This window comes from Streptomyces sp. NPDC017225 (genome assembly GCF_044331465.1).
GTDB lineage: Bacteria > Actinomycetota > Actinomycetes > Streptomycetales > Streptomycetaceae > Streptomyces.
In genome coordinates this window covers 1-26,558 of the sequence record NZ_JBIRNE010000001.1, presented here as the reverse complement: position 1 = coordinate 26,558, position 26,558 = coordinate 1, and the positions used below count along the sequence as shown (strand labels likewise).

The 26,558-nt window shown below is 71.4% G+C and carries 13 protein-coding genes; 7 read left to right on the top strand and 6 right to left on the bottom strand.

The features are described from left to right. The 4 genes from ACH4NX_RS00065 to ACH4NX_RS00050 all read right to left on the bottom strand — a co-directional run bounded on the left by ACH4NX_RS00065 (position 1) and on the right by ACH4NX_RS00050 (position 4,612). Positions 1 to 1,215 carry an acetyl-CoA C-acetyltransferase gene (locus tag ACH4NX_RS00065; RefSeq protein WP_398127188.1) on the bottom strand — a complete coding sequence of 405 codons (1,215 nt, stop codon included), beginning with the start codon at positions 1,213 to 1,215 and terminating at the stop codon, positions 1 to 3. A 72-nt stretch (positions 1,216 to 1,287) separates the two neighbouring features. Beyond that, the gene (locus tag ACH4NX_RS00060; RefSeq protein WP_398127187.1) at positions 1,288 to 2,436 is read right to left on the bottom strand and encodes an acyl-CoA dehydrogenase family protein; all 1,149 of its coding nucleotides are present in this window, start codon (positions 2,434 to 2,436) and stop codon (positions 1,288 to 1,290) included. After that, positions 2,433 to 3,458: an LLM class F420-dependent oxidoreductase gene (locus ACH4NX_RS00055; RefSeq protein ID WP_398127186.1), complete on the bottom strand. Its 1,026-nt coding sequence runs from the start codon at positions 3,456 to 3,458 to the stop codon at positions 2,433 to 2,435. The genes ACH4NX_RS00060 and ACH4NX_RS00055 overlap by 4 nt, the downstream gene beginning before the upstream one ends. Further along, positions 3,458 to 4,612 (bottom strand): CaiB/BaiF CoA transferase family protein, encoded by a 1,155-nt coding sequence (locus tag ACH4NX_RS00050; protein ID WP_398127185.1) that lies wholly within the window; start codon positions 4,610 to 4,612, stop codon positions 3,458 to 3,460. Before ACH4NX_RS00050 ends, ACH4NX_RS00055 begins: the two co-directional genes overlap by 1 nt. Before the next feature lie 260 nt (positions 4,613 to 4,872). On the opposite strand from ACH4NX_RS00050, the gene ACH4NX_RS00045 reads away from it, so the two are divergent. The 4 genes from ACH4NX_RS00045 to ACH4NX_RS00030 all read left to right on the top strand — a co-directional run bounded on the left by ACH4NX_RS00045 (position 4,873) and on the right by ACH4NX_RS00030 (position 8,731). After that, complete coding sequence (locus ACH4NX_RS00045) at positions 4,873 to 5,607, top strand: TetR/AcrR family transcriptional regulator (protein WP_398127184.1); 735 nt, start codon at positions 4,873 to 4,875, stop codon at positions 5,605 to 5,607. Between the two features lie 90 nt (positions 5,608 to 5,697). Further along, on the top strand, positions 5,698 to 6,204 hold the full coding sequence (locus ACH4NX_RS00040) for a DUF4334 domain-containing protein (protein WP_398127183.1): 507 nt from the start codon (positions 5,698 to 5,700) through the stop codon (positions 6,202 to 6,204). Beyond that, the gene (locus ACH4NX_RS00035) at positions 6,201 to 7,292 is read left to right on the top strand and encodes an NAD(P)-dependent alcohol dehydrogenase (protein WP_398127182.1); all 1,092 of its coding nucleotides are present in this window, start codon (positions 6,201 to 6,203) and stop codon (positions 7,290 to 7,292) included. The genes ACH4NX_RS00040 and ACH4NX_RS00035 overlap by 4 nt, the downstream gene beginning before the upstream one ends. Before the next feature lie 275 nt (positions 7,293 to 7,567). Next, on the top strand, positions 7,568 to 8,731 hold the full coding sequence (locus ACH4NX_RS00030) for a TetR family transcriptional regulator (protein WP_351398577.1): 1,164 nt from the start codon (positions 7,568 to 7,570) through the stop codon (positions 8,729 to 8,731). 131 nt (positions 8,732 to 8,862) lie between these two features. Here the strand turns inward: ACH4NX_RS00030 and ACH4NX_RS00025 are convergent, their stop codons facing one another. Then, positions 8,863 to 10,071 (bottom strand): oxygenase MpaB family protein, encoded by a 1,209-nt coding sequence (locus ACH4NX_RS00025; RefSeq protein WP_398127181.1) that lies wholly within the window; start codon positions 10,069 to 10,071, stop codon positions 8,863 to 8,865. A 441-nt stretch (positions 10,072 to 10,512) separates the two neighbouring features. On the opposite strand from ACH4NX_RS00025, the gene ACH4NX_RS00020 reads away from it, so the two are divergent. Beyond that, positions 10,513 to 11,610 carry a VWA domain-containing protein gene (locus tag ACH4NX_RS00020; RefSeq protein WP_351398573.1) on the top strand — a complete coding sequence of 366 codons (1,098 nt, stop codon included), beginning with the start codon at positions 10,513 to 10,515 and terminating at the stop codon, positions 11,608 to 11,610. A 327-nt stretch (positions 11,611 to 11,937) separates the two neighbouring features. Here the strand turns inward: ACH4NX_RS00020 and ACH4NX_RS00015 are convergent, their stop codons facing one another. Continuing rightward, complete coding sequence (locus tag ACH4NX_RS00015; RefSeq protein WP_351398572.1) at positions 11,938 to 12,285, bottom strand: hypothetical protein; 348 nt, start codon at positions 12,283 to 12,285, stop codon at positions 11,938 to 11,940. 1,016 nt (positions 12,286 to 13,301) lie between these two features. Between ACH4NX_RS00015 and ACH4NX_RS00010 the strand changes: the two genes are divergently transcribed. Next, positions 13,302 to 16,154: an ATP-binding protein gene (locus ACH4NX_RS00010; RefSeq protein WP_398127180.1), complete on the top strand. Its 2,853-nt coding sequence runs from the start codon at positions 13,302 to 13,304 to the stop codon at positions 16,152 to 16,154. Positions 16,155 to 16,396: 242 nt separating this feature from the next. After that, the coding region (locus ACH4NX_RS00005) for a type I polyketide synthase (protein WP_398153344.1) at positions 16,397 to 26,558 on the top strand (10,162 nt) is incomplete at its 3' end.

Genomic DNA, 26,558 nt, shown 5'->3' with positions numbered 1-26,558 from the left:
TCAGAGGCGTTCGACGACGGTGGCGATGCCCATTCCGCCGCCGACGCACAGGGTCGCCAGCCCGAACCGCAGATCACGGCGCTCCAGCTCGTCCACGAGGGTGCCCAGGATCATGGCGCCGGTGGCCCCCAGCGGATGGCCCATGGCGATGGCGCCGCCGTTGACGTTGACCTTGTCCAGGGACAGGCCCATGTCCTTGACGTACCGCAGGACGACCGCGGCGAACGCCTCGTTGATCTCGACCAGGTCGATGTCGTCGACGGTCAGCCCGGCCTTGGCGAGCGCCTTGCGGGATGCGGGGGCGGGGCCGGTCAGCATGATGGTGGGGTCCGCGCCGGACACGGAGGCGGAGACGATCCTGGCGCGCGGGGTCAGGCCGTGCCGCTCGCCGGCCGCCCCGCTGCCTATGGCGACCAGCGCGGCGCCGTCGACGATGCCGGAGGAGTTGCCCGCGTGGTGGACGTGGTCGATCTTCTCCACCCAGTGGTACTTCTGCAGCGCGACGGCGTCGAAGCCGGCCGGCTCGCCGGGCTGCGCGAAGGAGGGCTCGAGACCGGCCAGGCTCTCGGCCGTGGTACCGGGCCGCATGTGCTCGTCGCGGTCGAGGACGAGCAGTCCGTTACGGTCCAGGACGGGGACGACGGACCGGTCGAAACGGCCGTCCTTCCAGGCGGCGGCGGCCCGTTCCTGGGACTGGGCGGCGTAGGAGTCCACGTCGTGGCGGGTGAAGCCCTCCAGGGTGGCGATCAGGTCGGCGCCGATGCCCTGCGGGACGAAGCCGGTGTCGTGGTTTGTGCGCGGGTCCAGGGCCCAGGCTCCGCCGTCGCTGCCCATCGGGACGCGGGACATGGACTCCACGCCGCCCGCCAGCACCAGGTCCTCCCAGCCCGAACGGACCTTCACGGCAGCCATGTTGACGGCTTCCAGCCCCGAGGCGCAGAAGCGGTTCTCCTGGACGCCCGCCACGGTGTCCGGCAGCCCGGCGGCGATGGCCGCGGTGCGGGCGATGTCGGCTCCCTGGTCACCGAGGGGGCCCACGACGCCCAGCACGATGTCGTCGATCGCCGCCGGGTCGAGGTCCGGGAAACGGTGGAGGGTCTCGTGGATCAGACCGACGACCAGGTCGATCGGCTTGGTGCCGTGCAGGGCGCCGTTCGCCTTGCCGCGTCCGCGCGGGGTGCGGATCGCGTCGTACACGTACGCTTCGGTGCTCACCTTGGTGCCTTCCGTGGGTTCACGAGAAGCCGCTCACGCGGCACGGGTTCGGTGTGGGCGGTCGGCGCGGGCTCAACCGAGGAGGGAGCGGCCGATGATGTCCTTCATGATCTCGGTGGTGCCGCCGTAGATGGTCTGGATACGTCCGTCGAGGAACGCCCGCGCCACCCGGTACTCGCTCATGTAGCCGTAGCCGCCGTGGAGTTGGAGGCAGCGGTCGACGATCCGCTTCTGCAGTTCGGTGGCCCACCACTTGGCCATCGAGGCGTGCACGGCGTCGAGCCGGCCCTGACTGTGCTCGGTGACACAGCGGTCCAGGAAGGTCCGGGTGACCGCTGCCTCGGTGGCCATCTCGGCGATCTCGAAACGGATGTGCTGGAGCCTCGCCAGCGGCCGCCCGAACGCCTCGCGCTCCTTCACGTACCGCATGGTGACGTCGAGGATCTCCTCGGCCGCGGCGGCGGCGCCGACCGCGATGGCCAGCCGCTCCTGGGCGAGGTTGCCCATCAGGTAGGTGAAGGCGCGGTTCTCCTCCCCCAGCAGGTTCTCCTTGGGGACCCGAACGTCGTTGAAGAACAGCTCGGCGGTGTCCTGGGCCTTCTGGCCGATCTTGTCGAGGTTGCGGCCGCGTTCGAAGCCGTCCGCGCCGCGCTCGACGACGAGCAGGCTCTGCCCGGAGCTGCCGCCCTCGGGCGTGGTGCGGGCCACCACGACGACGAGGTCGGCGAGGATGCCGTTGGAGATGAAGGTCTTCGAGCCGTTGAGCAGGTAGTGGTCGCCCTGGTCGGTGGCGGTGGTGCGGATGCCCCGCAGGTCGGAGCCGGCGCCGGGTTCCGTCATGGCGATGGCGGTGATGATGTCGCCGGAGACGAACCCGGGCAGCCAGCGCCGCTTCTGTTCCTCGGTGGCGAGCCGGGTCAGGTAGGGGCCGACGATGTCGTTGTGCAGGCTCAGGGCCAGTCCGGAGGCGCCGGCGCGGGCGAACTCCTCGATCAGCACGGCGCTGTAGCGGAAGTCCTCGGTCCCACCGCCGCCGTACTCCTCGCCGACGGCCAGGCCCAGCAGGCCCTGGCGGCCCGCCGAGCACCACACCTCGCGGTCGACGACGCCGTCGCGTTCCCACCGTTCGTGGTGCGGGGCCACCTCCTTGGCGAGGAAGCTCCGCACGGTCTCGCGGAAGGCCTCGTGGTCCGGTCCGTACAGGTCTCGTTCCAAGGTCACAGCCAACTCCTCACGCGCTCGATCAGCCGGGCGGGATCGGGGCCCACGGGTGTGACGTCGAGCATCGTCACGCCCGCCTCACGGAAGGCCTCGACGCGGTCGCGGACGTGGCCCTCCGGGCCGGCCAGGCATATCTGTTCCAGCAGTTCGGCGGGCACGGCGGTCTCCGCGTCCTTCCTGCGGCCCGCGAGGTAGTGCTCCTGGATGGCGGCGGCGGCCGATTCGTAGCCGTAGGCGCACAGCAGGTCGTGGTAGAAGTTGCGGCCCGGGGCGCCCATGCCGCCGACGTACAGGGCGACGGTGGGGCGCATCCGGTCGCGGGCCGCCTCGGCGTCGTCGCCGATGGCGAGCAGGCCTCCGGCCACGACCGACAGCGGCCCGAGCGCGGGGTCGCGCACGGCCGCGCCCTCGGCGAGGGACGGGCCCCACACCTTGGCGGCGTGTTCCGGCGAGTAGAGGAACGGCAGCCAGCCGTCGGCCAGTTGGGCGGTCATCCGGACGTTGGCCGGGCCGAGCGCCGCGACGTAGACGGGGATGGTGTCGCGGACCGGGTGGGTGAGCAGCTTCAGGGGCTTGCCGAGGGTGCCGCCCTTCTCGGGCGGCAGCGGCAGGCTGGTGATGCCGTGGTGCTCGATCACCTCGCGCCGCCAGATCCGCCGCGACAGCTCGATCACCTCGCGGGTCCGGCCCAGTGGACGGTCGTAGCGGCGGCCGTGCCAGCCCTCGACGACCTGCGGACCGGAGGCGCCGACGCCGAGGAGGGCACGTCCGCCGGTGAGGGCGTCGAGTCCGGCCGCGGTCTGCGCGATGAGCGCGGGGGTGCGCGAGTAGACGTTCAGGATGGCCGAGCCGATCCGCATCCGCTCGGTCTTCGCGGCCAGGTATCCCATGATCGTCGGGGAGTCGAAGCCGTAGGCCTCGGACACCCAGACGGCGTCGAGTCCCGCGGCCTCCAGGGCGGCGGCCCGGTCGGCGGCGTCACGCGGGTCGCCCGTGTACGTCAGAGGGGAGGAGAGTTCCATCAGCGGCGGTCCTTCAGCAGTTCGGGCATGTCCCAGTCGCGGGCCACGTCGGCGGTGTGCGCGCCGGGGAGGGCGGGAGGCAGCCGGAGGGTGCCGGGAGTGGCGGAGAAGCGGGGCGCGGGAGCGGGCTGGGTGATGCCGTGCGCCTCGGTGTAGGTGCCGCGCCCGGTCAGGTGCGGGTGGCCGGCCGCCTCGCGCAGCGAGAGGACGGGGGCGACACAGGCGTCGGTGCCCTCGAAGACGGCCGTCCACTCCTCGCGGGTCGCGGTCTTGAACCGGGCGGTGAACCGGGCCCGCAGCTCCGGCCAGCCGCGCGGGTCGGCGCGGTCCGGCAGGTCGTCGCCGTCCAGACCCAGCAGGGAGACGAAGGCCGTGTAGAACTGCGGCTCCAGGGCGCCGACCGCCATCCAGCCGCCGTCGGCGGTCTCGTAGACGCCGTAGTACGGGCAGCCGCCGTCGAGCAGGTTGTGTCCGCGGGCGTCCCGCCAGGTGCCCTGGGCGAGCATGCCCCAGAAGAGCGAGGTGAGGTGGGCCGTGCCGTCGACGATCGCCGCGTCCACCACCTGGCCGCGGCCGGTGGCACGGGCGGTGAGCAGCGCGGCCAGGACGCCGGTGGCCAGGTAGAGCGAGCCGCCGGCGTAGTCGCCGAGCAGGTTGGCGGGGACGGCGGGCGGCCCGTCCGGCGCGCCGATCATGGCCAGGGCGCCGGCCGTGGCGATGTAGCCGATGTCATGACCGGCCAGGGGCGCGAGCGGCCCCTGCTGGCCCCAGCCGGTCATCCGGCCGTACACCAGGGCGGGGTTGACGGCCATGCACTCCTCGGGGCCGACCCCGAGCCGCTCGGCGACGCCCGGCCGGTATCCCTCCACGAGAATCTCGGCGCGCGCCGCCAGGGCCCGGACGGTTCCCGGCCCTTCGGGCGACTTGAGGTCGACCAGGACCGAGCGCTTGTTGCGGTTGGTCACGTCGTGGGCGGGGTCGCCGCCGAGCGGCGCGGGCCCGGGGCGGTCCACGCGCACCACGTCGGCGCCCAGGTCCCCGAGCAGCATCGCGGCGAACGGGCCGGGGCCGATGCCCGCCAGTTCGAGAACGCGTACGCCGTCCAGCGGCCCGGCGCTGCCGCGGTCCTGGGGGTCAGGGGGGTGGTGGCTCATGGGTTCCTCTCTCGGGGCGCGGCGGGCTCGCCGCCACGCGACCGGGACCTTACTGAGCGTTCGCTAAGAACGTAGAAGCGCGAACTCGATCGGTCAACGCTTCAACACCAAGAGTTTTGGCGATACTTGCCGGGGAAGGGAGACGGAGCCGGATACCCGGCCGCCGCATTCACTGATCGATCGCTAAGCACCGGAGAGGGAGCGATCCGGACTCACGGCCGTACGATGTCGCCCGTCGACGCATGTTCCGAGGAGAGTCGTTGAGCACCGAGCCGAGCCAGGACACCACGGCACCAGCGCAGCACTGGCGCGCCTACGGGCCGCTTGACCTGCACCCGATCCTGGTGCACGCCATGGAGGCCTTCAACGAGCAGGGCTACCACGGCACCTCGGTCCGGAACATCGCCGGCCGGGTCGGCGTCACCGTGCCCGCGCTGTACTACCACTACGAGAACAAGCAGGCGCTGCTCGCCACCCTGCTGGAGACGTCCATCAAGGACGTCCTGGACCGCTGCCGGGCGGCGGCCGCGGAGGCCGGACCCGCTCCGCTGGCGAGGTTCTGCGGCATGGTCGAGTCGATCGTGCTCTACATGGCCCACCGCAGGTCCCTGGCCTTCCTGGACACCGAGATCCGCAGCCTGGAGCCCGGGAACCGGGTCCGTTACGTGGCCCTGCGCGACTATCTCCAGCACATGCTGCTGGACACGGTCGAAGCGGGCCGTGCCGAGGGCGTGTTCACCACGCCGATACCGGCCGACGCGGTCCGCTCGGTCCTCATCATGTGCCAGGGCGTCGCCAACTGGTTCCGTCCCGACGGCCCGCTCACCGCGGAAGAGGTCGCCGAACGCCACGTCCTGCTGAGCCTTTGCACCGTGGGGCACCCCGGCGCGGTCACCGGCGAAGCGACGCTCCCGTTCCCGCGACGGACCCCCCTGCGGCACCCGTCGTCCGCGCGGTCCACCTCCCGGGGCCCGGCCCCGCGCCCCTCCCGGTGACCCGGACGGGCGAGGGGTTCGCGCTCCCTCCGGCCGCCACGCCCGCCCACCGCCTCCACCGCTTTCACAGCATCGACGAGAGGACACCGTATGCACCCGCTCGAGGCCCGCGCCCGCTTCCAGGCACTCCGTGAGACGCAAGGCCCGGTCGAGGCCACCGAACTGGACCTCGTCTGGACCCAGTTGGACACCGTACGGCCCGAGGAGATCCTCGGCGAGTGGAAGGGCGGCGAGTTCGACACCGGCCACCCGCTCAACGGCGAGCTGGCGAAGGCCGGGTGGTACGGCAAGACGTTCACCTCCGTGCACGACGCCAAGCCGCTGATCTGCCGGAACGCGGAGGGCGAGCTGTACTCCGACCTCGAGCTCGGCAAGGGCGAGGCCAGCCTGTGGACCGTCGAGTTCCGCGGCGAGCCGACGGCCACGATGGTCTACGACGGCCGGCCCGTCCTCGACCATTTCAAGCGGGTGGACGACACCACCCTCATGGGCATCATGAACGCCAAGGGCGTCCCCGCCGACGGGCCCTTCTACTACTTCTTCCTGGAGCGCGCCGGGGCCGCCCCCGAAGGCCGGCGGGCCGGAGAAGACGCGTGAGGCGCGTCCGCGCCGCGGTCACCCGGGAGCCGGGCGCACCGTTCGCCCTGCGGGACGTGGAGCTGGAGGACCCCCGGCCGCGTGAGGTGCTGGTCAGGATGACGGCGGTCGGGGTGTGCCACACGGACCTGGGGATCCAGGCCACCTGGCCCCGGCAGCTCACCCCGATGGTCTTCGGCCACGAGGGCGCCGGCCGGGTCGAGGCGGTGGGCACGGAGGTGACCGGCCTCGTGCCGGGAGACCCCGTCTGCCTCACCTTCGCCAGCTGCGGTGCGTGCCCTCAGTGCGTGGCGGGCCATCCGGCGTACTGCGACTCGGCACGGGGCCTGAACCTCTCCGGCGGACGCGGCGACGGCACCACCACGCTCCGTCTCGACGGAGCCCCTCTGCACGGCGGCTTCTTCGGTCAGTCGAGCTTCGCCACCCATGCCGTCGTCCACGAACGCGGAGTGGTCAGGGTCCCTGCCGGCCTGCCGGACACGGTCACCGCGCCACTGGGCTGCGGCGGGCAGACGGGCGCGGGGACCGTACTCAACCGGCTGCGCCCCGAGCCGGGTACCTCACTCGTGGTCATCGGGGCCGGCGGGGTCGGGCTGAGCGCGCTGATGGCGGCGGTGGCCGTGGGCTGCGACCCGGTCCTGGCCGTCGACCCGGTCGCCTCCCGGCGGGCACTGGCCGTCGAACTCGGGGCCCGGGCGGCCCTGCCGCCGGGTGACGACCTGGTGGAGGCGCTGCGCGACCTCACCGGTGGCGGGGCTCATCACGTCGTGGACACCACGGGCCGGCCGGAGATGCTCCACCGTGCCGTCGCGGCGCTGCGCCCGCGTGGCGAACTGGCCTTCCTCGGCCTCGGCGGCGAGGTGACCTTCGACATGATGCGCCTGATGACCAAGGGGGTCCGCGTGCACGGGGTGATGGAGGGCGACTCCGACCCCGGCCGCTTCATCCCCGAGCTGATCGACCTGCACCGGCGCGGCCTCTTCCCGGTGGACCGGCTGATCACCACGTTTCCGTTCGAGGAGATCGACGCCGCCGTGGCCGCCATGCGGGACAGGAGCGCGGTCAAGCCGGTCCTCACCTTCACCTGAACCGGCACGCACCGGACCGGACCGGGGCCGTACCGGACCGTACGCGTCGAGCCGGGTGTACGCGGGGGGCCGGGTACAGGCAGCGTGCCGGTGGTACCCAGCGGTGGCGCACGGGTCCCGGCGGTCGCGCCAGTGCCGGCAGCCGCACCCGTCGCGGCGGGAAGTGATGCGGGATGCACGTCCCGCGCGGTCCCCGCCGGGAAAGCCCGAGCCCTGTCGGCCGCGTGTGATTGACTGATCCGCATGGTCCCGCCTCCACATCCGCCCCTCCGGCCGTGACCGCCGATCCGACCACGGCCACTCGGCCGCGCAACCGCAGGCAGCTCATCGTCGAGGCGGCAGGCCGGGTCTTCAGCGAGCGCGGCTACCACAGGGCGTCCATGGAGGAGATCGCCGCCGGTGTGGGTATCACCGCGGCCGCCCTGTACCGCCACTTCCCGAACAAGTACGCGCTCTTCGCCGAGTGCGCCGACGTCATGGCCGACGGACTGGTCGCCGCGCTCGACGAGGTGCCGCCCGAGGCCCCCCTGACGGATGTGCTCACGGCCGTCACCCGGGTCACCGTCGCGCACCGCGCGTCGGGGGGCGTGTACCGGTGGGAGGCCCGGTTCCTCAATCGTGAGGACCGACGGCGTCTCCGGGCGAAGTTCAGGCACCTCGTCGGGCGGGTCGACGAGGCGGTGCGGCGTGAGTACCCCCTGCCCGACGAGCGGCTGCGGGCCGTGGCGGCCCTCGGTGCGATCGGCTCCATCACGATGCATCACACCTCGATCGCCGGGCGCCGGGCCGAGAACCTGCTGTCGGCAGCCGCGCTGCGCGTGGCCGCCACGGACCCCGGCACGGTCCACGACGGCGCACGACCGGTCGAGCCGCCCGCCCAGCCGGTGCCGCGCACCCGGCGCGCGGAGATCCTCGCGGCCGCCATTCCGCTGTTCGCCCGGGACGGCTTCGCCAATGTCACGAACGGACAGATCGCGCGGGCGGTGGGACTGGCCCCGTCCGCGCTCTACCGCCACTATCCCGGCAAGGTCGACATCCTGGCGGCGGCGTGCCTCCAGGCGGCGGGCCTGCTGGGCCAGTGGGTGGAGCAGAGTCTTCACGAGGCGGCCGGCCCGCGCGAGTCCGTCGTCGCGCTGGCGGCGACGTACGTGGCCTACAGCTTCGAGTACACCGCGCTCAACAGCGTTGCCGAGGCCGAGTTGGCCGGTTTGCCGGCGGACCTGCGGCGGCCCCTGGTCCTCGCCCAGCGTGAACACATCGCCGTCTGGGAGCAGCAGCTGCGGCTGGCACGCCCGGAGCTGGACCCGCGTCAGGCCCGGGTGCTGGTGCACGCGGGATTCGGCGTGGTGGTCGAGGCCGGACGCGGAGTGCGGTGGCGGGACGGCCACGACCACCGTGACGCCGTGACCGCTCTGATGGTGGGTGCCCTGGGCCTTTGAACGGGCGTGGGAGGCGGGCACCCGACGGTCCACCGCCGCACCGCGCGACGCCTCGGGGGCGAGGACACCAGGGTGCCCGTCCCCCGACGCCTCTGCCGCGGGACGGGCACCTGTGGAAGGGGACGGGTGGCTCAGCCGGTCGGCCTGTTCCCGGTGGGGATCGTGATGGGCGTGGTGGTCCCGGAGGAGCCCTTGTTGAGGAACAGCATGGCCAGAGCGCGCACGAACTGGTCCACCATGTAGAAGGTGCCGGGCATGATGGGCGACAGCCCCTCGCGGAACTTGATGTACGCCGGCCACGCGGTGCGGACCAGGGCCGCCGCCGCGTAGTCGCGTCGCAGACCCAGCCAGTCGCCGACCTCGTCGCTGAGGACGTAGCGCACGAACTCGTTCTGGAACCCGCGGGTGACGCCGAGATCGACCTGCGCGGTCAGACTGAGCAGTTCCTCGGCCAGCTTGATGCCCTCGGTCGTGGGGGCGAGGATCGGGGTGAGCACCTGCTTCGACTGCGCCTGCGCGGCCGCCCAGGTCTTGGGGATGTACTCGTCCGGCACACCGAGCAGGTGGAGCGCGACCTGCCAGGAGTGCAGGAACGCCTCCTGGTCCTCGGCCGGGAACGGGATCTTCCACTCGATCAGCTTGCTGTGTACGTAGGTTCCCAGGCTGTGGAAGGTGACCAGGATGTCGGCGGCGCTGATCGGGATGTCCTGGTCCGCGCCCGACTTCCACTCCCGCAACTGCGGCAGCAGGTGGCGCACCGCGGCATGCACCAGCCGGGTCTTGTTGGCGGTGACGATGAACTGCCCGGTCGGCTCGAAGGCCCTCAGCTCGGACAGGTCGTAGCCGAAGGTGAACGTCTTGGCCGCGCGGTCCTGCATGTCGGCGCCGCCCGCCGACCAGTAGACGCTTCTGGCCTCGCGCGGGATCACGGTGCTCATGATTCCGCTGCCGAGGCCGTACAGCATGAACAGGTAGGTGTCCCTGCGCCGGTTGAAGTCCGCCGCGCGGGTCAGCTTGGCGCGGTCGGCCCAGGAGGGCAGCCTGTTGACCTGTCGCAGGTGCGCGGTGAGTTCGGCCGGGAAGCCGCTGGGCAGCGGGTCGCCGTTGTTCACCCACCCTTCCATCGCGCTGTTGATCGACGGAACCTGGCCGTTCTTGAGCAGCGCGGCCATCAGAGGGTCCGTCGCGCTGTCCCAGACGTACTCCGGGTCGGCACCCGTGCCGGTACCGGCCACCGAGTCCACCGCCGGCCACGCCCATGCCTTGGCGCTGTCCGCCACGCTCACGAGCCCGAGCGCGACACCGAGCGACAGGACTCCTCGCCTGCTGAGATTCTCCATTGACTTACCTGCTTCTTCCCTGAGGCCGGAGGGCGCTCTGCGTCATTCTCCCGACATGCCAGTTGAGCGACCACCACGCTTCGAGTCATGCAGAGCGATGTGATTCCTCGTTAACATAGCGACCCGTGTCAGCGTCGGCAATGGGCATGACCGAAGGTCCTTGAGTGACGTCGGCACGCGTTGTCAGTGGTGCTCCGTAGAGTGAAACCATCATCCGAACGGACCGGAGTCCACGTCGGGTTGCGCGACCCGTGACCGCGACGTCCGCCGCCGGATGAGGGCGTTCCGTGACTCTCGTGGCGACCTTCGTCACCGGCCCACGCCGACGCTCGACGACTTGGACAGGCTGAGACGCCAACCGACACGACTTCACCAGGAAGCCGGGTCTCCGCAGGGCACCGCCGCGGTCCCACGGGGAACGAACAGAAGGGGATTGACGCGATGAGCACAACGGTAAAGGACCGGCTCAAGAAGCACTTCGTGAACCACGTCGCTCTCGTCATCGACAAGTCCGGCTCGATGCGAGGGCACTCGGAGCAGCTCATCCGGGTGGTGGACGAATTCGTGAAGGGGCTGGAGGAGGAGTCGGACAGACTCGGCCATGAGACCCGGATCAGCCTCTACGCCTTCGACCACCTGGTCGAGAACCTGGTGTGGGACATGGACGTGAAGCACCTGCCGTCCATGCGGGGCCTGTACACCGTGGAGAACGGCGCCACCGCGCTCATCCAGGCGTCGGTGAAGGCACTCGACGACCTCGGCCACATATGGGAGGAGTACGGCGAGCACAGCTTCCTCCAGGTCGTCGTCACCGACGGGGAGGAGAACGCCTCCGGCGCGGACCGGACAGGCTCGCGCCACGACCACCTGCCCGACGGCCGCGCCGTCCTGGACACCTGGCGAGGCAGGATCGCGGACAAGCTGAACGGCCTGCCGGAGCACTGGACCTCGGCCATCATGGTGCCCAACTCCCTGGCCAAGCGCACCGCTCAGCAGTACGGCTTCCCGACCGGCAACATCTCGATCTGGGACGCCGACTCGGCCCAGGGCGTCGAAGAGGCGATCGGCGCCGTCAAGATGGCCGCCACGAGGTTCCTGCGGGACCGCGAGCAGGGCGTGCGCGGAACCAGGAACCTCTTCTCGATGGGTCAGGACCTCAGCACGGCCGACGTGAAGTCCAGCCTCCAGGCCCTCGACGCCGGCAAGTACGTGCTGATCCCCGTGGACCAGCAGACGTCGATCCGCGACTTCGTCACCAGCGCCGGACACCCGTACAAGACCGGCTGCGCCTTCTACGAGCTCTCCAAGCGCGAGAAGATCCAGGCCAACAAGAAGATCGCCGTCGCGGAGAAGGACCCCGCCACCGGTCGGACGACCGGCAAGGTGTTCACCGGCCCCGCCGCCCGGCAGCTCCTGGGCCTGCCGGAGACGGAGGTCACGGTGACCCCCGGAAGCAACGCGGCGTACACCGTGTTCGTCCAGTCCACCTCGGTCAACCGGAAACTGGTCACCGGCACCAAGCTGCTCGTTCTCCTGTAGCCGAGTTCTGGCGGCGGGCCCGCCGCAGGGCACCACCCGGCCGGCCTCCCCCGGAGGTCGAGGCGGGCGCGTACGCCCTCCTCGGGGCTCATTCGGATGTCCGGCGAAAACCCTCGTCCTTGTCTGCGCCACGCTCGCCGTTCAGCCAAGACCCTCGCGCCCCGGCTCTCCGCCCGGCGCGCGCCAGGCCTTCCGGGTTCAGGACAACGGTCACACCCTGCAATGACCGCATCACGGAAATAGGGGCGCGAGCGCCCCGGAAGACTGCTTCGAACGGAAACCGTATCGCTGAAAGGTCCCGTAGCACCGTGGGTGCGGCGGGAGCTTTCAGCGATACGCCACGGCGATCCGCCAGCGCTCGCCGTCCTTATTCACTGTGTATACGAAGACCCTCGCTCCGATCTCCCGCAGCAGTTCAGGGGGCACCAGCGAGGCGGCGACGCCGGCCCCGGTAATGGAAACGTCAGTACGCACCGCGTCACCGCCGAGCAGGTAAAGACCCGACTCCGGGAGATCGCTGATCGGACGTGACCGGGCCTTTCTCCTGGTGTCCGAACCAAGGTGGACGCGTCCTGCGCCGGCGTTGCGCCGGACGCGGAAGTGCGCCTGCTGGAAGAGCCGCTCCGGCGGCTTCTCCAGTCGGAGCCCGCGGCGATGCGGACTCGGCTCGGTCAAGCCGCTTGGACTGCGGCACGAGCGACGACTCCCACCCCGACAAGGTGTCTCCTGGTTCCTTGTTGCCGCAGGGCGCCGACGGCCCTGCGGAGCGGCGCAACACGGCGGGGGATCGCCGGTCGGCCGAACCAGCGGTCCGCCGCACCATCGACGGTCCACCGCCACGCCCTGCTCGTACGTCGGCCGATGGCCGGGCATTCTCCGACGGGGCCTCCTGGTCCGGGAACCCGCTGGACAGCTCAGCCTCGGCCTCTCCGGCGCCGGCATCCGAGCCCCGTACTCGGCCTCGCGGCAACCACCCCGCCCTCGTAGTCGCCGACGACGTCGACGCCCGGACTCACACGGACACGGTCTTCGCCCACTTCTCGGAGGAAGGCGCTCGCCGTGACGGTGCGGTGAGCGTACACGCACTTGGCGAACTCTTGGTGAACAGTGAGCGGTGTTCTGGTTTCCTCCGGCAGCCCTCCCCTCGACGCACGGAGACGGCCGGCGCCTCGGCCGCGTCGGGCGGTGAACGCTGCTGCAAAGCGCATCACTTGAGCACCCTCGCGAAATGCGATCTGCGCGGACCTCGTACAGCGGTAAAACCTTCGGCAAACACATCCGTCACCCTGCCGAGGGGCCACGCTTTCCCCACGGAGGGAAACGACCACTAATGCAACCGCACGGACAGTCCGGTCGACCGAGGAAAGGACCGCGCCAACCGGAAAGTAACATTCCCCTTCATGGCGTCAAGGAGGCAACGGAACGCCTCCTGCAGTCTCTTTTCCCGGGAGGGATTCGGCAACGTGACCTGGCCCACTCTCTGGGTCATTTATGACCGCCCACCAGCAAAAACACGGTTCAGTCCAGTAAAAAGGTCGCGTGAGACACCGCGTACCCCTCTCACGCCACGCCCGAATACTTCGCAGCTAGACATAACCCGAATGAATGTCTCAAACTTGCAGCACTTCCGTTTCCGGCAACGCTGGAGACGGGCTGGCTCCATACTCAGGATCACGGGGGTGTGCCAAGCAGTGACGCAGGAGCGCATCAAGATACTCGTACAGCTCGACGATCTACTGATCCAGACCTCGCACGGCAGCGGTGCCATCGCCACCATCAGCGGTTCGAGCGCAACGGGCAAGACGACACTGCTCGACGCCCTGACGGAACGGGCCGCCTCCGCGGGCACCATGGTGCTCAGCGTGGTGAGTTCGCCCAATGAGCGCCATGTCCCCTACAACGCGCTCACCCAGCTCACGCATTCGATCAAGGCCCACTCCTCCGCCGTCGAGGTTCCGTACACCGGGGACGCAGGCACGGCCCGTCCCGACAGGCCCGCAGGCACAACCACCGCTCCCACCCTGCCCGAGGCCCAGGACGACCCCCTCACCGTCGCACGGCAGACACACCGGATCATCACCGAACTCGCGTCCCAGCGCCCTGTCCTGATCGCAGTGGACGACATCCAGCACACCGACCCGGCCACCCTCTCCTGCCTGCGCTACCTGACTCAGCGCCTGAGCCAGCTGCCACTGGCGCTGGTGTTCACGCACGGTGTCTCCGTCGACAGTCAACCGTCTCCCGTCCTGCACGACCTGCTGTACCGGACGAACGCGCGCCACTTCCACCTGGAACCGTTCTCGCTCCAGGACATCCGGGAACTGGCCGCGAGCCGGCTCCCTTCCCTCCCCCTGGACCGTGCGATCGTCGAGATCCACGAGTTGAGTGGCGGAAATCCCTTGCTCGCCCAGGCACTCATCGAGGAACACCGGCTGCGCGCCACCTTCGGTTCCGCCGCGGAGCCGACGTCCAGCGAGGGCGACAGCGCCGTCCCCCGGCCGATCCGCGAGGAGGAGCTGCCGTTGGGCCCCGTCTTCCACCAGGCGGTCCTCGCCTACCTGCACCGGCTCGGACCGCGGGCGGTCCGGCTCGCCCAGTGCCTCGCGCTGCTGGACGATGCGGCCACCCCCGTCCTGCTGAGCAAGCTGAGCGGCATCGACACAGAGTTACTGAAACGATACACTCAGCTGTTCTCCGGCATCGGCGCGTTGAGCGGGTCCCGGCTACGGCAGGCGGACGTGCGGCAGGCGATCCTCGGCGAGATGCCCCACGACAAGGTGACGCACCTGCGGTATCGCGCCGCCCGCCTGCTGTACGACAACGGGGCACCGCCACAAGCGGTCGCCGTACACCTGATCGGCGTCGGCCCGCTGTACGAGGAGTGGGTGCTGCCCGTCCTGCGTGCGGCCGCCGGCCAGGCCCTGGAGGAGGGTGCGCTGCCGCAGGCCATCCGGTACCTGGAGCTGGCCCGCGAATGCTCCTCGATCGAGACACAGCGCCTCTCGGTGAGGTCGCAGTACGCCTACGGCCAGTGGCAACTCAGTCCCGCCGACTCCGCCCTGCACTTCCTCGGCCTCAAGGACCCGATACTCGAAGGGAAACTGACGGGTGACGACGCTTGGTGGATCGCCGAGGGCATGCTGTTCCATCTCAGTTTCGACGAAGCCGTGGAAGTCGTCGACCACCTCAACGCCAGCGGCGAGCAGTCGGCGACCGCGCTGCACAGCACCCGGATGCTGATGGCCTCGGAGGTCCCCGGAGTACTCGAACGGTTGAGCCGTCCGCTGGTGGCCGCCGGCGCCCCGGCGACGTCCCACTCCGAGCTGCGCGCCAGGCACTCCCTCGCGCTCGTTCTGGAACGGGGGGCCGACGAGTACGCCATAGCCCTGGCCGACCAGGTGTTCCAAGGCACCCGGAGCCGGCCGACCTCGCAGCTGAGCGGCCTGCCGAAAGCGCTGCTGGCCCTGTGCTACGCGGACCGGATCGACGCCGCCGACAAGTGGTACGAGGCTGTCGCCGCCGACGCGGGGAACTCCGACGCCCCCGGCTGGCGGGCTCAGGGCGAATGCGTCGGCGCGCTCATCTCGCTGCGGCGCGGACGGCTGGCCGACGCCGTGCGCCGGGCGGAGGCGGCCTACGACCGGTTGTCCGGGCCGAAGTGGAACATCAGCAGTGCGCTGGCGGTGGCCATACTCATAGAAGCCCACACCACCAAAGGCGACCATGGAGCCGCGGCCAAGTACCTGACGTCCGAGCCGCCGCCCGCGCTGTTCCTCACCCGCGCGGGACTGCACTACCTGTACGCGCGGGGCAGACACCACCTCGCGACCGGCAACCCGTACCTGGCGCTCACCGACTTCCAGGAGTGCGGCCGGCTGATGCGACGCTGGAACCTGGACACACCGGCCCTCGTGCCCTGGCGGCTGGGTGAGGCCGACGCATGGCTGCGGCTGGGCGAGAAGGACCGGGCGGCCCGGCTCGTCGAGGAACAGCTCGCGAGACCGGACACCGGACTCACGCGGTCCCGCGGGATGGCCCTGCACGCGCTGGCCCTGACACAGGCGAACGCGAAGCAACCCCCCGTTCTGCGGGACGCGTTCCGGCTGCTGGAGGCGTGTGGCGCACGGTACGAGGCCGCCGCGGTCCTGGCCGACCTGAGCCGCGTCTACCAGCGGCTGGGTGACCATCGGACACGGCCGACCGCGCGGCAGGCCTGGCGGCTCGCCAAGGCCTGCCAGGCGGAATCCCTGTGCCAGTCTCTGCTGCCGACGTCCACGCCCCAGAGCGTCAGCACACGAGAAGGCGTGGGTCCACGGGGCAGCGGCCAAGCGGGCCAGGCCGGCTTCGACGGGCTCAGCGAGTCCGAGCGGCGCGTCGCCGGCCTCGCCACCCAGGGCTACGCCAACCGCGAGATCGCCGAGAAGCTGTTCATCACCGTCAGCACTGTGGAACAGCACCTGACCCGCGTCTACCGCAAGATGGGCATCAGGAACCGCGAGCAGCTCCTGCAGGCGACCCACACCGTCAGCTACAAGTCCGCCTGACCCGCCGGCCCGTCGTCCGCCTGACCCGTACCCGACGGGTCAGGCGGACTTCGCATGCGGTGCCCGTGCTCGTTCGCGCGGTGAGCGGAGTCGGAACCGTGCGGCACGTCACGGCCCGGTGCAGGGGGCCTAGGGGGCTCTACGGGTAGCTGGGGGTGCTCGGCGCGGCCGATCATCGATCTCTCAGGACGAACGCCAGCCCGGCGTTTTCGGAGCGCATGATGAGGGAGGCGCTCGCCACCATGACGAGTGATCTTGTGCACGGTACTGATGCCATCGCCATCACCGGCCTGTCGTGCCGCCTCCCCCAGGCACCGGACGCCGGCGCCTTCTGGGAGCTGTTGCGCGCGGGCCGCAGCGCGATCACCGAGGTACCGCCGGACCGCTGGGACCCGGACGAGGTGCTGCCGGACGCACCGGAGCGGCACCGTGCCGGACTGCGCCGGGGCGGGTTCCTCGACCGGGTGGACGGGTTCGACGCCGAGTTCTTCGGCATCTCACCGCGCGAGGCCGTGGCGATCGACCCGCAGCAGCGGCTGTTCGCCGAACTGGCCTGGGAGGCACTGGAGGACGCGGGCGTCGTCCCGGAGACGCTGCGCTCCACCGCGACGGGCGTCATCGTCGGGGCGATCGCCGGTGACTACGCGACGCTGGCACAGCGCGGTGGCGCGATCACACAGCACTCGCTGCCGGGCCTGAACCGCGGTGTCATCGCCAACCGGGTGTCCTACGCGCTGGGCCTCAACGGCCCGAGCCTGACGGTGGACTCGGCACAGTCGTCGTCGCTGGTCGCGGTGCACCTGGCGGTGGACAGCCTGCGCAGGGGCGAGTGCACCCTGGCGCTGGCCGGCGGTGTGGCGCTCAACTTCGCGCCGGAGAGCGCCGAGATCGCCGGACGGTTCGGCGGTCTGTCCCCGGACGGACGCTGCTTCACCTTCGACAGCCGTGCCAACGGATACGTGCGCGGGGAGGGCGGCGGAGTCGTCGTGCTGAAGCCGCTGGCGCACGCGGTGCGCGACGGGGACACGGTGTACGGGGTCATCCTCGGCAGCGCGGTCAACAACGACGGTGCCACGGACGGCCTCACCGTGCCCAGCGCCGAGGCCCAGGCGACGGTGCTGCGGAAGGCCTGCGAGGACGCGGGCGTGGACCCGGGCCAGGTGCGCTACGTGGAACTGCACGGGACGGGCACCCCGACGGGCGACCCGCTGGAGGCGGCCGGCGTGGGCGCCGCGTACGGCAGCGCGCGTCCCGCGGACTCACCCGTCCTTGTCGGCTCCGCCAAGACCAACGTCGGGCACCTGGAGGGCGCGGCGGGAATCGTCGGGCTGATCAAGACGGCGCTGAGCATCCGGCACCGGGAGATCCCGGCGAGCCTCAACTACGAGACGCCCAACCCGGACATCGACCCCGAGGCGCTGAACCTGCGTGTGCAGACCGCGCGCGGCCCGTGGCCGGACGCGCCGCTGCTGGCCGGAGTCAGTTCCTTCGGCGTGGGCGGGACGAACTGCCACGTCGTACTCGGCGAGGTGCCCGGGCGGACCGCGCCCGAGGGGGACGCACCGCGGTCCGGCGAACCGGAGGTCCCGCTGGCTCCGTGGCCGGTGTCCGGACGTACGGAAGCGGCCCTGCGCGCCCAGGCGGGCCGGCTGCTGGCGCGGGGGACGACGGACGGTGACGCGTTCGACATCGGCTCGTCGCTGGCCGGCACCCGCACGCACTTCGGGCATCGCGCCGTCGCCCTCGGCCCCGACTACGACGCACAGCTGGAGGCGTTGCGCACCGGCGCCGAGATCCCGGGGCTCGTCACCGGCAGCACCGGCGACCACGGCAAGGTCGCGCTGGTCTTCCCGGGGCAGGGCTCGCAATGGGAGGGCATGGCACGTGAGCTGCTCCGCACCTCGCCGGTCTTCCGCGCCTCGATCGAGGCGTGCCACCACGCTCTCGCCCCGTACGTCGACTGGTCGCTGGTGGACACGCTCGGCTCCGAGCCCGGGACGCCCGCCCTGGACCGCGCGGATGTCGTCCAGCCCGTGCTCTTCGCGGTGATGGTCTCGCTCGCCCGGGTGTGGGAGTCGCTGGGCGTGCGGCCGGACGCGGTGGTCGGGCACTCGCAGGGCGAGGTCGCCGCAGCACACATCGCGGGCGCCCTCGACCTGGAGGACGCCGCCAGGATCGTGGCGCTGCGCAGCCGGACGATCATGACACTGGCCGGCACCGGAGCCCTGGCGTCGGTACCGCTGCCGGCCGAGCGCGTTACCGAGTACATCGCCCCCTTCGACGGCGAGCTGAGCATCGCGGCGGTCAACGGGCCCGGCACCACGGTCGTGGCCGGGGCTCCCGACGCCGTAGCCGGGCTGCTGGCCCGTTGCGAGGCGGACGGAGTCCGCGCGAAGGCCGTGCCCGCCGTGGACTTCGCCTCGCACTCGCCGCACATGGAAGCCCTCCGGGAGCAGTTGCTGGAGCAGCTCGCCGAGGTGACACCGCGTTCGTGCGACCTCGAGTTCTACTCGACGGTCACCGCGAGCGCCATCGACACGGCCGGGCTCGACGCCGGGTACTGGTACACCAACCTCCGTCAGCCCGTCCTCTTCGAGGCGACGCTCCGGACCATGGCGGAGGACGGCTTCGGCACCTTCGTGGAGTCGAGCCCGCATCCCGTCCTGACCCTCGGGTTGCGGGAGACGCTGCCGGACGCGGTGGTCGTGGGGTCACTGCGACGCAACGAGGCGCCTTGGCCGCCGCTGCTCACCTCCCTGGCGGAGCTTCACGTGCGCGGCCTTGCCATGGACTGGTCCGCCGTCTTCGCGGGACGCACGCCTCGCCGCGTCGGGCTGCCCACCTACGCCTTCCAGCACAAGCGCTACTGGCCGGAGGTCTCGGCCGCCTTCGAGTCCACCACGCGGACCGCCGTCCCCCACCAGGTGGAAGAGAGCGAGGAGGCCGCAGGGGCGGGTCCGGCGTGGTCGGACCGGCTGGCCGGTCTGCCGCAGGACGAGCGCGACCGTGAGGCGCTGAAGCTGGTGCGGCTGCGTACGGCCATCGTGCTCGGTCACCTGAGCACGGACACGGTCGACGTCGACCGGGCGTTCCGTGAGCTGGGCCTGGACTCCACGATGGCGGTCCAGCTCCGCCAGAGTCTCGCGCAGGCCACCGGGCTGGCGCTGCCGGAGACCCTCGTCTTCGACCACCCGAGCCCGTCCCGGCTCGCCCGGCGGCTGTGCGAACTGGCTCTGGGCGACGTCACGTCGCCGACTGTGGTCCCGGCGGTGGCTTCGGCGGTGGACGCCGACGACCCGATCGTGATCGTCGGCATGGCCTGCCGCTTCCCTGGCGGTGCCGGCTCACCCGAGGACCTGTGGCGGCTGGTCGACGACGGTGTGGACGCGATCTCGGGGTTCCCCACCGACCGGGGCTGGGACCTGGACGGCCTGTACGATCCCGAGCCCGGTGTCCGCGGCAGGACCTACACGCGGCAGGGCGGGTTCCTCCACGAGGCCGCCGAGTTCGACGCGGAGTTCTTCGGCATCAGTCCGCGCGAGGCCACCGCGATGGACCCGCAGCAGCGGGTCCTCCTGCAGGTCACCTGGGAGGCGTTCGAACGCGCCGGAATCGACCCGGGTGAGCTGCACGGCAGCAGCACCGGCGTGTTCGTGGGCGCCATGTCGCAGGAGTACGGTCCGCGGCTGCACGAGGGCGACGACGGGCTGGGGGGCTATCTGCTCACCGGCAACACCGCGAGTGTCACCTCGGGGCGTCTCGCCTACACCTTCGGTCTCGAGGGTCCGGCGGTGACGATCGACACGGCATGCTCCTCGTCGCTCGTCGCGATGCACCAGGCGGTGCAGTCCCTGCGGGCCGGGGACTGCGCGCTGGCCCTGGCGGGCGGCGTCACGGTCATGGCGACCGCGGGCATGTTCGTGGAGTTCGGGCAACAGCGCGGCCTGGCCCCGGACGGGCGGTGCAAGTCCTTCGCGGCGGGCGCCGACGGCACCGCCTGGGCGGAGGGCGCCGGCATGGTCCTGCTCGAACGGCTCTCCGACGCGCAGGCCAAGGGACACACCGTCCTGGCCGTCATCCGCGGCTCCGCCGTCAACCAGGACGGCGCGAGCAACGGCCTGACCGCACCCAACGGCCCCTCCCAACAACGCGTCATCAACACCGCGCTCGCCGGGGCCGGCCTCACCCCCGACCAGGTCGACGCCGTCGAGGGCCACGGCACCGGCACCTCACTCGGCGACCCCATCGAGGCCCAGGCCCTGCTCGCCACCTACGGACAAAACCGCGAAGAACCCCTGTGGCTGGGCTCGCTCAAGTCCAACATCGGTCACGCCCAGGCCGCCGCCGGCCTCGGCGGGGTCATCAAGATGATCCAGGCCATGCGCCACGGCACCCTGCCCAAGACGCTCCACGTCGACGAGCCCAGCCCCCACATCGACTGGGAGACCGGCAACGTACGACTGCTCACCGAAGCCCGGCCCTGGCCCGAGACCGACCACCCCCGCCGCGCCGCCGTCTCCTCCTTCGGCATCAGCGGCACCAACGCCCACATCATCCTCGAAGCCCCACCCGCACCGGCGAGCGCGCAGACCGACCAGGCACCAGATCTCCCGGAGGGGACCGTCGTCCCCTGGATCCTGTCCGCCAAAACCGAACAGGCGCTCCGTGAGCAGGCGGAACGGCTCCTGGATCACGTCACCGAACACTTCCACCTCCACCCCGCCCACATCAGCCGTGCCCTCGTGGCCACCCGCGCGCGCTTCGGGCAGCGGGCCGTGGTCCTCGGCAGTGGGCGCGACGAGCTGATCTCCGGCCTTCGTGCGCTGAGCAGGCAGAAGACGTCGCGCACGGTGGTGACGGGAGTCGCGCGCGAAGGGGCGACCGCGTTCCTGTTCACCGGTCAGGGTTCGCAGCGCGTGGGCATGGGACGCGGCCTGTACGACACCCACACCGTCTTCCGCGAGGCGTTCGACGAGGTCTGCGCCACCCTGGACCACCACCTCGACGCCGAACACAACGTCAAGGACGTCGTCTTCGGCAACGACCCCACCCTCCTCAACCAGACCCGCTACACCCAGGCAGGACTCTTCGCCCTCGAAACAGCCCTCCACCACCTCGTCACCTCCTTCGGCATCACCCCCGACCACCTCACCGGCCACTCCATCGGCGAGATCACCGCCGCCCACGCGGCAGGAATCCTCTCCCTCGACGACGCCTGCCGCCTGGTCGCCGCCCGCGGCACCCTCATGCAGGCCCTGCCCACCGACGGCACCATGATCGCCGTACGCGCCACCGAGGACGACATCCGCCCACTGCTCCAAGGCCACGAACACCAGGTCACCATCGCGGCAGCCAACGGCCCCACCTCCCTGGTCATCTCCGGAGACGAACAGGCCACCACCGACATCGCCGCCACCCTCGCCGAACGCGGCGTCAAAACCCGCCGCCTCACCGTCTCCCACGCCTTCCACTCACCCCGCATGGACCCCATGCTCGACGACTTCCGCCACGTCGCCGAAACACTCACCTACCACTCCCCCACCATCCCCATCGTCTCCAACCTCACCGGCCACATCGCCGAACCCGACCACATCACCACCCCCGCCTACTGGGTCCAGCACGTCCGCGCAACAGTCCGCTTCGCCGACGGCATCAACACCCTCCACACCAACGGCGTCCGCCACTACCTCGAACTCGGCCCCGACCCGGTCCTGACCGCGCTCGTGTCCGAGAACACCAGTGGTGACGCCACCGTCACCGCCGTCCTGAGGAACGGGCACCCCGAACCCGTCACCCTGCTGAAGGCCGTGGCGCGCGTCCACACCGCGGGAGCGCCGGCCGCCGACCTGACCGCGCATCTCGGTGCGCCTCGGACACTGCCCGACCTCCCCACCTATCCCTTCCAGCGGGAACGTCACTGGTTCACCGCCACCGCCACGGGCGACGTGGCGTCCGCGGGACTGACCGCCACGGGACACCCGCTGCTGACCACCGCGGCCGAGCTGCCCGACCCGGGCGGACTGCTCCTGACCGGCCGCGTGAACGCCTCCGCACCTGCCTGGGCGGCCGACCACGCCGTCTTCGGCACGCCGGTCATGCCGGGTGTGGCGTTCGTGGACATGTTGCTGCACGCCGCGGCCCGTGCGGGCTGCGACCGCGTCGAGGAGCTCACCCACCACGTCTTCCTGGCCCTTCCTGAGCGCGGTGCCCTGCAGCTCCGCGTCCTCGTCCGGCCGACGGACGACGCGGGGCGGCGGGCCTTCACTGTGCATTCCCGGCCCGAGGACGCCCCGTACGGTTCCGACTGGACCTGCCACGCCACCGGCGCTCTCACCGAAGCCCCCGCGGCCACCGCCGCCCCGTCGGCCGATCCGGCCGCGGACGCGCCCTGGCCGCCGGCCTCCGCCGAACGCCTCGACATCGACGGCTTCTACCGGCGGATCGCCGACGCCGGGCTCGGCTACGGCCCGGTCTTCCGGGGCCTGCGGGCCGCCTGGCAGGACGGCGACACGCTGTACGCCGAGGTCTCCCTGCCCTCGGGTACCGGCCCGGAGCGCTACGGTGTCCACCCCGGGCTGCTCGACTCCGCGCTGCACCCGTTCCTGCTGGTCACGACCGACCAGACGGACGGCATGATCCATGTGCCCTTCGCCTGGAGCAGCGTGACCCTCCACGCGACGGGTGCGCACGCCCTGCGCGTCCGCATCGCGCGTCCGGCACCGGAGACCGTCTCGCTGAAGGTCACGGACCCGTCCGGCGCGCCGGTCCTGACCGCCGACTCCCTCGTCCTGCGTCCGGTCCGCTCCGAGCAGTTCGAGGCCGCCCGGTCCGACCGCGACGGCGCGCTTCACGAGGTCGTGTGGCACACGGTGCCCACCCCGTCGGGCGCCGCCACACCCGGTGAAGGCAAGAAGTGGGCCCTGCTCGGGGACAGCGGGGACCCGGTGGTCGCCGCGGCACTGGCGGCGATCGGCTCCGCGGCACAGGCGTACCCGGACGTGACGGCCCTGCGCGCGGCGCTGCGCGCCGGTACCGCCCGGCCTGAGACGGTCGTCGCCCGGGTCACCGCCGAGCACGGCGACGACCCGGCCGAGGCGGCCCACGCCGCGACGCACCACGTCCTGGAACTGCTCCACGAAACGCTGGCCGACGGGGCGAGCACCTCCCGCCTGGTGGTCCTCACCGAAGGCGCGGTGTCGACCGACGCGGACGCGGGAGGCGACGGTTTTGACGCCGATCCGGCCACCGCGTCGGTGTGGGGCCTGATCCGCTCGGCGCAGTCCGAGCACCCGGACCGGTTCGCCCTCGTCGACTTCGACGGCTCATCGGCCTCCACCGAGGTCCTCGCGGCGGCCCTGGCCACCGGGGTGCCCCAACTCGCGGTTCGCAAGGGCCGGTTGCTGGTCCCCCGGCTCGCCCCCGTCACCGTCGGCCCCCTGCCCGTCACGGCATTCGACGCGCGTCGGACGGTACTCGTCACCGGTGGCACCGGCGCCCTCGGCGCCCTCCTCGCGCGTCACCTGATCACCCGGCACGGTGTCCGCCGGCTGCTGCTGACCAGCAGGAGCGGTCCCGACGCGGCGGGCACACTCGTCGAGGAGCTGACCGGCCTCGGTGCCGAGGTCACCGTCGCCGCCTGCGACGTCGCCGACCGGCGGTCGCTGGAGGCCCTGCTCGCGGGCCTGCCGAAGGAGCATCCGCTCGGCGCGGTCGTGCACTGCGCGGGTGTCCTGGACGACGGAGTGGTCACTGAGCTCGACCGGGACCGGCTGGACACGGTGCTCCGTCCGAAGGTGGACGGTGCCTGGAACCTGCACCGGCTGACCCGGGACATGGACCTGGACGCGTTCGTGCTGTTCTCTTCGGTGGTCGGCGTCCTCGGCTCTCCCGGCCAGGCCAACTACGCCGCCGCCAACGCCTTCCTCGACGCACTCGCCCAGCAGCGGCGCGCGGCGGGGCTGCCCGCCAAGTCCCTCGCCTGGGGCCTGTGGCAGAGCGGCATGGCCGACACCCTGGACGAGCAGGACCTGGCCCGTATGAGCCGCGGGGGGCTGGCTCCCATGCCCGTCGCACGCGCGCTCGCGCTCTTCGACGCGGCCCTCGGGACGAAGCGGGCGGCGCTCGTGCCCGCCGGGATCGACGTCGCCGGCGCACGCGGACAGCGGGCTTCGGTCCGGCTGTCCCCGCTGCTGGCGGACCTGATTCCCGCCCAGGCGCCACCCGCCGAGCGCGAGAACGACACCGTCCAGGACGACTCCTCGCTGGGCCGGCGACTCGCCGGCCTGCCCGAGGCCGAGCAGCGCGACCTGCTCCTGGACGTGCTCGGCAAGCACGCCGCCATCGTCCTCGGCCACAGCTCTCCACCGGTGATCGCCCCGGAGCAGCCCTTCAAGGAGCTGGGCTTCGACTCGCTGGCCGGCATGGAGCTGCTCCTCGCGCTGAGCGAGACGCTGAGCCTGCACCTGCCGTCCACCATGCTGTTCGACTACCCCACGCCCGCCGCACTGATCACCTACCTCAGGGACGAACTGGTCGACGACGAGGCGCTCCTGACCGCCCTCGGCACGTCCGGCGCCGAGACCGGGACCACGGAGTCCGCCCGGGCCGCCGAGGACGGGGGCACCGCTCCCGCCGCCGACGAGCCGATCGCCGTCGTGGGCATGGGCTGCCGCTTCCCCGGCGACGCCGGTTCGCCGGAGGAGCTGTGGCGGTTGGTCGTCGAGGGAGTGGACGCCATCGGGACGTTCCCCACGAACCGCGGCTGGGACCTCGACGACATCTACGACCCGGACCCCGAGGTCCGCGGGAAGACCTACGCCCGTGAGGGCGGCTTCCTGTACGACGCCGACCGCTTCGACGCCGAGTTCTTCGGCATCAGCCCCCGCGAGGCCCTCGCGCTCGACCCCCAGCAGCGGCTCCTCCTGGAGACGGCCTGGGAGGCGTTCGAGTACGCGGGCATCCAGCCCGAAGCCCTGCGCGGCACCGCGACCGGCGTCTTCGCCGGCGTGGTCACCCAGGAGTACGGCTCCCTGGTCCACCGGGGCAGCGAGCCGGTCGACGGCCTCCTGCTGACGGGTACCACGGCGAGCGTGGCCTCCGGGCGCCTCTCCTACACGTTCGGTTTCGAGGGTCCGGCGGTCACGGTCGACACGGCCTGCTCGTCGTCGCTCGTGGCGCTCCATCTGGCCTGCCAGTCGCTGCGCAACGGCGAGTCCGCCATGGCGCTCGCGGGCGGTGCCACCGTGATGGCCAACCCCGGCATGTTCATGGAGTTCAGCCGGCAGCGCGGCCTGGCCCCGGACGGGCGGTGCAAGTCCTTCGCGGCCGGCGCCGACGGCACGATCTGGGCAGAGGGCGCCGGCATGCTCCTGCTCGAACGGCTCTCCGACGCGCAGGCCAAGGGACACACCGTCCTCGCCGTCATCCGCGGCTCCGCCGTCAACCAGGACGGCGCGAGCAACGGCCTGACCGCACCCAACGGCCCCTCCCAACAACGCGTCATCAACACCGCGCTCGCCAACGCCCGCCTCACGCCCGACCAGGTCGACGCCGTCGAGGCCCACGGCACCGGCACCACCCTGGGCGACCCCATCGAGGCCCAGGCCCTGCTCGCCACCTACGGACAGGGCCGCCTGCCCGAGCAGCCGCTGTGGCTCGGTTCCTTCAAGTCCAACATCGGTCACGCCCAGGCCGCAGCCGGCATCGGCGGGGTCATCAAGATGATCCAGGCCATGCGCCACGGCACTCTGCCCAAGACGCTCCACGTCGACGAGCCCAGCCCCCACATCGACTGGGAGACCGGCAACGTACGACTGCTCACCGAAGCCCGGCCCTGGCCCGAGACCGACCACCCCCGCCGCGCCGCCGTCTCCTCCTTCGGCATCAGCGGCACCAACGCCCACATCATCCTCGAAGCCCCACCCGCACCGGCGAGCGCGCAGACCGACCAGGCACCAGATCTCCCGGAGGGGACCGTCGTCCCCTGGATCCTGTCCGCCAAAACCGAACAGGCCCTGCGCGCCCAGGCACAGCAGCTGCACCACCTTCTCGCGCGCGACCCCCAGCTGCGTCCGGACCGGGTCGCGCACGCCCTCGCCACCACCCGCACCCTCTTCCCGCACCGGGCCGTGGTCATCGCGGACGAGCATGAGGCCTTCGCTCGTGCCCTCGACGCCCTGGTCGTCGACGGTCCGTCCCCGGCCGTGGTCCGTGGTACGCCCCTTCCCGGCAGGACGGCGTTCCTGTTCACCGGTCAGGGTTCGCAGCGCGCGGGCATGGGACGCGGCCTGTACGACACCCACACCGTCTACCGCGAGGCGTTCGACGAGGTCTGCGCCACCCTGGACCACCACCTCGACGCCGAACACAACGTCAAGGACGTCGTCTTCGGCAACGACCCCACCC

Excerpts from the sequence above, each read along its gene's own strand:
- ACH4NX_RS00050 (WP_398127185.1), bottom strand. The coding sequence starts at position 4,612 with ATGAGCCACCACCCCCCTGACCCCCAGGACCGCGGCAGCGCCGGGCCG.
- ACH4NX_RS00025 (WP_398127181.1), bottom strand. The coding sequence starts at position 10,071 with ATGGAGAATCTCAGCAGGCGAGGAGTCCTGTCGCTCGGTGTCGCGCTC.
- ACH4NX_RS00055 (WP_398127186.1), bottom strand. The coding sequence starts at position 3,458 with ATGGAACTCTCCTCCCCTCTGACGTACACGGGCGACCCGCGTGACGCC.
- ACH4NX_RS00020 (WP_351398573.1), top strand. The coding sequence starts at position 10,513 with ATGAGCACAACGGTAAAGGACCGGCTCAAGAAGCACTTCGTGAACCAC.
- ACH4NX_RS00040 (WP_398127183.1), top strand. The coding sequence starts at position 5,698 with ATGCACCCGCTCGAGGCCCGCGCCCGCTTCCAGGCACTCCGTGAGACG.